6 protein-coding genes are annotated in these 6,864 nt (G+C 64.8%); 4 read left to right on the top strand and 2 right to left on the bottom strand.

The genetic code is table 11. The features are described 5' to 3' along the window. Positions 1–379, top strand: a 379-nt coding sequence (locus tag EOA38_RS23630) for a dihydroxy-acid dehydratase (protein WP_189434839.1), incomplete at its 5' end; no start/stop codon positions are given. 132 nt (positions 380–511) lie between these two features. Beyond that, the gene (locus EOA38_RS23625; RefSeq protein WP_126090450.1) at positions 512–910 is read left to right on the top strand and encodes a hypothetical protein; all 399 of its coding nucleotides are present in this window, start codon (positions 512–514) and stop codon (positions 908–910) included. Between the two features lie 4 nt (positions 911–914). Here the strand turns inward: EOA38_RS23625 and EOA38_RS23620 are convergent, their stop codons facing one another. Next, complete coding sequence (locus EOA38_RS23620) at positions 915–2,504, bottom strand: trimethylamine methyltransferase family protein (RefSeq protein ID WP_127300367.1); 1,590 nt, start codon at positions 2,502–2,504, stop codon at positions 915–917. 221 nt (positions 2,505–2,725) lie between these two features. Beyond that, positions 2,726–4,219 (bottom strand): PLP-dependent aminotransferase family protein, encoded by a 1,494-nt coding sequence (locus EOA38_RS23615; protein WP_126090448.1) that lies wholly within the window; start codon positions 4,217–4,219, stop codon positions 2,726–2,728. Between the two features lie 284 nt (positions 4,220–4,503). On the opposite strand from EOA38_RS23615, the gene pgi reads away from it, so the two are divergent. Together pgi and EOA38_RS23605 are read left to right on the top strand one after the other, a co-directional pair. Beyond that, positions 4,504–6,147, top strand: a complete 1,644-nt coding sequence (gene pgi / locus EOA38_RS23610) for a glucose-6-phosphate isomerase (protein WP_127300366.1) — start codon at positions 4,504–4,506, stop codon at positions 6,145–6,147. A 5-nt stretch (positions 6,148–6,152) separates the two neighbouring features. After that, positions 6,153–6,864 (top strand): HAD family hydrolase (locus EOA38_RS23605; protein ID WP_145966042.1); only part of this gene is annotated, 712 nt, incomplete at its 3' end.

The raw sequence follows: 6,864 nt of genomic DNA, 5'->3' as shown, positions 1-6,864 counted from the left end.
CCTTATCAAGAAGGGCATCCATTCGCTGGCCTGCATCGGCGACGGTCGCCAGTCCGGCACGTCCGGCTCACCGTCGATCCTCAACGCCTCGCCGGAAGCCGCCGTCGGCGGCGGCCTGGCACTGCTCAAGACCGGCGACCGCGTCCGCATCGACCTGAAGAAGGGCACGGCCAACATCCTCGTCAGCGACGAGGAGATCGCCAGGCGACAGGCCGAGCTGCAGGGCAATGGCGGCTATCACTATCCCAAGCACCAGACGCCTTGGCAGGAGATCCAGCGCGGCATGGTCGACCAGTTCTCGGCCGGCATGGTGCTGAAGCCGGCGGTGAAGTACCAGGACGTCGCGCATACCAGCGGCGTGCCGCGCGACAACCACTGAATTCAGAGCACGGCGAAAATCGAAGGGCGGTCCGCTATCCGGCGGGCCGCCCTTTGTCATGGCCCTTGTTTCGGCCGCGGGGCGTCTACAGATAAGCCCGATCTCGGCGGTCCTACGAAGGAGCGGCAATCCATGGCGAAACGGCGCTCTTCACTCGGCTTCCTCGGTATGTTCGGCCGCTCCGGCGACCTGCGCCAACTCGACGACGCCCTGCGCCAGGCGGACCTGCATCCGGCCTTGGTGCCAGAGGGAGTTAAACTCACCATCGTCAATTTGATGAACGACCGCTGGCCGGACGAGCCGCCGCTTCAGGCCTATCAATCGGTGGCGCAGCTTTGCAGCTATTGCGTCGCCGGACCGGAGGTGTTCGAGCAGGCCAATGGCAGAGAGCCGACGCTGGAAGCCGAGCGCCGTATCGAGGCCGCGCTCGAAGCCGGCGACAGCTTCGATGCCCAGATCGTGCTGATGACGCTGCACGCGAAGCTGATCAACGCCGAAGTCGTCGAGCGCTACGGGTTGAGTGCGGAGTAAGGTTCTAGCCGCCCATCCTGTTGCGCGGCAGCTTGATCATCTCGCCGAAGCGGGCGCGCAGCTTGTCATCGAGAATGCGCGACACATGGCGCGGAAAACGCTCGGCCAGCACACGCTTCTTCTCGGCGATCGCCCGTTGCAGGATGTCTGGCCGGCCCTTTTCGTTCCATTCCTTCGGCGAGAAACGGTCGCCGACGGCGGGGTAGAAATATTCGGTCTGCATCAGCTTCAGCGTCTGCTCGTTGCCGAGGTAGTGGCCGGGACCCTTGAGGCAGACATCGGTGATGGTGTCGATCGACAGCGCCTCATCCGTCACCTCGATGCCGCGCACGCAGCGCAGGCAGTGGCCGAGCATGTCGTTGTCGATGATCAGGCTTTCGAGGCAGAAGCCGAGCAGCGAGGCATGCATGCCGGCCGATTCGTAGACGAGGTTGAGGCCGGAAAGCCCTGCCATGACATTGGTGATGCCCTTCTCGTAGCCGGCCTGGATGTCGGGCAGCTTCGAGTCCGTCATGCCGGCTGCAGACCCGCCCGGCAGGTCGTAATATTGCGCCATCTGCGCGCAGGCCGCGGTCAGCACCGACTGCTCGGCCGAGCCGCCGGACATGGCGCCGGTCCGAAGATCGGAGACGAACGGCCAGGTGCCGAAGATCGCCGGATGGCCGGGCTTGATGGCGTTGACGTAGACCAGGCCCATCAACACCTCCGCCACCGCCTGGACGACGGCGCCGGCAATCGCGGCGGGAGCCGTGGCACCGGCCTGGCCGGCCGAGAGCAGCAGGATCGGAATGCCGCCATCGACGCAGGCTTCGAGCACGCCGCAGGCATCCTCGGCGAATTTCATCGGCGGCACGACGAAGCAGTTCGAGTTGGAGACGAACGGCCGCGCCCGGAAATTCTCCTCGCCGCCGGCGATCGCATAAAGCATCTCCAGCGCCGGCTTGACGTTCTCGCGCACCGTGAACGAAGTGCCGACATGCTTGGATGTCCCCATCACGCAGGCGTAGAGCGTGTTGAAGTCCATCTCGAGCGGATCGGGGATGTCGCGCGGCACCATGGTGCGCTGGAAGAAATGGATGTTGTCGAGCCCGTCGACGAGGCGAGCGGCGTCGTAGATGTCCTGCAATTGCGATTCGCGGTACTCGCGCTTCTCGACATCGACCAGATGCACCGCGGCGCCCGCCGTGCCGTAATGCACGCGTTTGCCCTGGATCACCATGTCGTGCTTGGGGTCCTGGCCGTGGAGCGTGAAGTGGCGCGCGGCCTTCTTGATTGTGTCGAGCACCAGCGCGCGCGGCAGGCGGATGCGGCCGTCGTCGCCATAGGTCGCGCCGACCCTGGTCAGCGCCTCGATGCAGGAGGGGATGGCGTTGGCGAAGCCCACCGTCTCCAGAAGCGTCAGCACCGCCTCGTGGATGCGCTCGCGATCATTCTGGCTCAATGGCCCGTAGCTGCCGCCTTCGAGGCCGGGCCGAACCGGACGGATGTCGTCGGCGAGCGGCGCCGCCCGCATCGCGCGGCGCGCTTCGCGCCCGCCGGACCGCCGCGAACGCTGGTCCGACGACGCTTCCTGCTTCTCAAGAGCCACTGACATGGAAAGCACTCCACCTTTAGCTTTTCAGGGGCAGGGTGCGTGGCGGTTGGTCCACCATCGGCCTGCCTCGTCCCCTATGGCCTCCGACTATGCCGCCGGCATTGGTACAGCCTATGAGCCAGCCTATCCCGTCGAATATGCCAGAGTGCTAAAGCAAACCGCGCGCTAAACAAAAGGGAGCCGGCACGCGCCGGCTCCCTTTTTAAGAAATCTGTCCGCGGTCAGGCCGCAGCGGGCCGGCGTCCGGCTGCCGTGGCGAGTTCCCGGATACCGGGCTCGATATGCTGCAGCGAGATCGAGGAGATGCCCAAGCGCATGAAACGAGAGGGCTTTTCGCTGCGGTCGAAGAACCGGTCACCGGGCTCGATGATGACGCTGCGCGAAGCGGCCGCCTCGGCCAGGCCGCGTGAATCGGTGCCGCGCGGACCCTCCAGCCAGAGCGATGTGCCGCCCGCGGAGTCGGTCGAACGCCAATCTGGCAGGAAAGCGGAAATCGCATGGACCAGACGCTTGCGCCGCTCGTCGAAGGCGGCGGAGAGCCTGCGCACCAGCGCCTCGTGATGGCCGAGCGACAGGAAGAGCGCAACGGCGCGCTGGTTGTTCGCCGGCGGGTGCCTGAGCATGAAGCGGCGCAGCGCGCGCAGCTCGGCGATCAGCCCCGCCGAGGCGACGATGTAGCCAAGCCTCAAGCCAGGAGCCAGCGTCTTCGACATCGAGCCGACATAGATGACGCGGCCCGAGCGGTCGAGGCTCTTCAGCGCCTGCTGCGGCGCCTCGTCGAGAAGCTGGCTGTCATAGCCGTCCTCGATGATGATCTGGTTGTTGCGGTTGGCCCGCGCCAAGAGATCCTGCCGCCGCTCGGCCGAAAGCGGCACCATGGTCGGGCAATGGTGGCTGGGTGTGACGAAGACGAAGCCGGAATCTGCGGGGATCGCCGAGGTCACGATGCCCGACTGATCGACCGGAACCGCCTGGATGTCGGCGCCCGCCAGCCGGAAGATCGAGCGGGCATCCGGATACCCGGGGTCTTCCATAGCCACCTTCGAGCCCTTGGTCATCAGCAGCGAGGCGAGCATGTAGAGCGCGTTCTGCGCGCCCAGCGTCACGATGATCTCATCCGGATTGGCGAAGATGCCGCGCCGCGGCAAAAGCCGCGCCTGGATCTGCTCGATCAGCAGCGGATCGTCGCGGTCGACCATGTCGGACGCCCAGTTGCGGATCTCCAGCACCGCGAGCGCCATGCGGTTGCATTCGCGCCATTCGGCGGTCGGGAACAGCGCCGGGTCGAACTGGCCATAGACGAACGGATAGGAAGACTTGATCCAGTTGTCGTGCTTGGCCGGCGGCGGCATGTCGCTGGCAGCGATCTGCCGGCGTGCCTTCCAGTCGATCTCGTTCTGCTGGTCGGGCGCCTTCTGGTGCGGCTTGGCGGGGGTGGCCAGCACGTCAGGGTTAACGAAATGGCCGCGCCGCTCGCGCGCCACCAGGAAGCCCTGGTCGACCAGCTGCTGGAAGGCGAGCACCACCGTGCCGCGGGCAACGCCAAGTTTTTCCGCCAGAATCCGGCAGGACGGCAGCGGCATCGAAGCGGCGATTTGGCGGTCGAGGATGGCTGCGACGATCGCCTGGCGGATCTGTGCCTGGAGGGTTTGTCCGGATTCGGCCGAAATCCGGAACAGGCCGGACCATATGGCCGTGTCATTGCGCTGTGGCATGGGAGAACTTCCTCGGATGGCCAGCTGTTTTCACTTGGCTGGACCAGTCGAGTGTATGGGTGGCACAAGGGGTTGCGCCAATCAATTTTTCTGATCGCTGGGATTTATGCCAGTGATCCATTGGCTCCCCGAAACTGTGTTGCAGCGCATCATCAAAGCGTGATGCGATGCGTCATCGCCGCGCTTGAACGAAATGGAAATCGGCTCAATAGAATGACGCGCCGACACGCGCCGGAAACATCCGGCCTGTTAAAATGGTCTAAAAACCCGCCAGGAGCCCGCCAGTGGATCAGTCATCTTTCGACAAGCAGCTTGCCGCCCTGCGCGCCCAGCGCGCCGCAGCCAAGGGCAGCATGCGCGAGGCCTTCGCCGCCGATCCCGGGCGCTTCGAGAAATTCTCCGTCACCGATGGCGACCTCCTGCTCGACTGGTCGAAATGCGCGGTCGACGCCGACACGATGGCGATGCTGGAGAAACTTGCGGGCGCCGCCGATCTCGAAGGCCGCCGCGCCGCGATGTTCGAAGGCAGGAAGATCAACATCACCGAAGGCCGCGCCGTGCTGCACACGGCGCTGCGCAATCTGACCGGCAAAGGCGTGGTGGTGGATGGCCAGGACACCAAGGCCGACGTGATTGCCGTGCTTGACGCCATGGGCGCCTTCGCCGACGACATTCGCTCCGGCAAGGCGGCCGGCGCCACCGGCAAGAAGATCACCGACGTCGTCAATATCGGCATCGGCGGCTCGGACCTCGGACCGGCGATGGTCACGCTGGCGCTGGCGCCCTACCATGACGGGCCGCGTGCGCATTACGTCTCCAATGTCGACGGCGCCCATATCCACGATACGCTGAAGGGCCTTTCGCCCGAAACGACGCTGTTCATCATCGCTTCCAAGACCTTCACCACGGTCGAGACGATGACCAATGCCGAGACGGCGCGCAAATGGGTGGAGAAGGCGCTGGGCAAGGAAGCGATCGGCAAGCATTTCGCCGCCGTCTCGACCGCGCTCGATTTGGTGTCGAAGTTCGGCATCGAAAAGGATCGCGTCTTCGGTTTCTGGGACTGGGTCGGCGGCCGCTACTCGGTCTGGAGCGCCATCGGCCTGCCGGTGATGATCGCCATCGGTCCGCGCAACTTCCGCGCCTTCCTCGACGGCGCGCATGAGATGGACGAGCATTTCCGCTCAGCACCCCTGCAAAAGAACCTGCCGGCACTGCTGGGGCTGATCGGCTGGTGGCACCGGGTCGTCTGCAAATATCCGGCGCGCGCCGTCATTCCTTACGACCAGCGTCTCTCCAGGCTGCCGGCCTATCTGCAGCAGCTCGATATGGAATCGAACGGCAAGAGCGTGACGCTGGACGGCGGCGCGGTCGCCACGCCGACCGGCCCGCTGGTCTGGGGCGAGCCCGGCACCAATGGCCAGCATGCGTTCTTCCAGCTTCTGCACCAGGGCACCGATTTCATCCCGGTCGAGTTCCTCGCCGCCGCTGTCAGCCATGAGCCCGAGCTGAAGAACCACCATGATCTGCTGCTCGCCAACTGCCTGGCGCAGTCCGAAGCCTTCATGAAGGGCCGCACGCTGGAGGAGGCGCGCGCGCAGATGCTGGCCAAGGGCATGAAGCCTGCCGATGTCGACCGCATCGCGCCGCACCGCGTTTTTTCGGGCAACCGACCTTCGGTGACGATCCTCTACAAGAAGCTCGATCCGCGCACGCTCGGCCGTCTGATCGCGCTTTACGAGCATCGCGTCTTCGTCGAGGGCACGCTGTTCAACATCAACTCGTTCGACCAGTGGGGTGTCGAACTTGGCAAGGAATTGGCGACGGGCCTGCTGCCTGTCGTGGAAGGCAAGGAGACTGCCGCAAAACGCGACGCCTCGACTGCCGGACTGGTGGGACATATCCACCAATTGCGCGGCGCGGAGTAAAAGGCTTGGCGGACATCAAGGGAATTCTATTCGACAAGGACGGCACGCTTGTCGATTTCAACGCAACCTGGCTCGGCATAGCCGATTTCATGGCCATGGACGCCGCCGAGGGCGACCGCTGGAAGGCCGACAGGCTGCTGGCCGCCGCCGGCTTCGATTTCGTCAGCAAGCGCTTCAAGCCCGACTCGATCTTTGCTTCCGGTTCGAACATGGATGTCGTGGAGCTCTGGTTCCCGCGCCTGTCCGACGAGGATCAGATGCTGGCTGTTTCCCGCTTCAACGAGATCACCTCGGTGCAGGGCTCATCGATGGCGGTCGCGCTTCCCGGGATCATCGATTCGCTGAGGACGCTGCACAAGAAATCCTTCCGCATGGGCGTCGCCACCAACGATTCCACCAGCGGCGCCGAGAAGACGCTTGCCACGCTCGGCGTCGCGCAGCTCTTCGAGGCCGCCTTTGGCTATGATGCCGTGGCGAACCCGAAGCCGGCGCCCGACACCGTTGTTGCCTTCTGCGACCTGACGGGGCTGAAGCCAAGCGAGATCGCCATGGTCGGCGACAACCGCCATGATCTCGAAATGGCGCGCGCCGGCGGCTGCGGGCTGGCGGTTGGTGTTCTCTCCGGCACCGGCACGCGCGACTCGCTGTCGCCGATCGCCGACGTCATCCTGGATTCGGTGGCCGACCTGCCGGATTTCCTGTCGGCGCGGGTGAGCG

The organism is Mesorhizobium sp. M1E.F.Ca.ET.041.01.1.1 (assembly GCF_003997355.1).
In the GTDB taxonomy this organism is placed as follows: domain Bacteria; phylum Pseudomonadota; class Alphaproteobacteria; order Rhizobiales; family Rhizobiaceae; genus Mesorhizobium.
Note: the sequence above shows the minus strand (reverse complement) of the source record. Positions and strands in the feature narration are given on the sequence as shown.

Bases quoted from the DNA above. Each gene is read 5' to 3' on its own strand.
- EOA38_RS23625 (WP_126090450.1), top strand. From the start codon at position 512: ATGGCGAAACGGCGCTCTTCACTCGGCTTCCTCGGTATGTTCGGCCGC.
- EOA38_RS23620 (WP_127300367.1), bottom strand. From the start codon at position 2,504: ATGTCAGTGGCTCTTGAGAAGCAGGAAGCGTCGTCGGACCAGCGTTCG.
- EOA38_RS23615 (WP_126090448.1), bottom strand. From the start codon at position 4,219: ATGCCACAGCGCAATGACACGGCCATATGGTCCGGCCTGTTCCGGATT.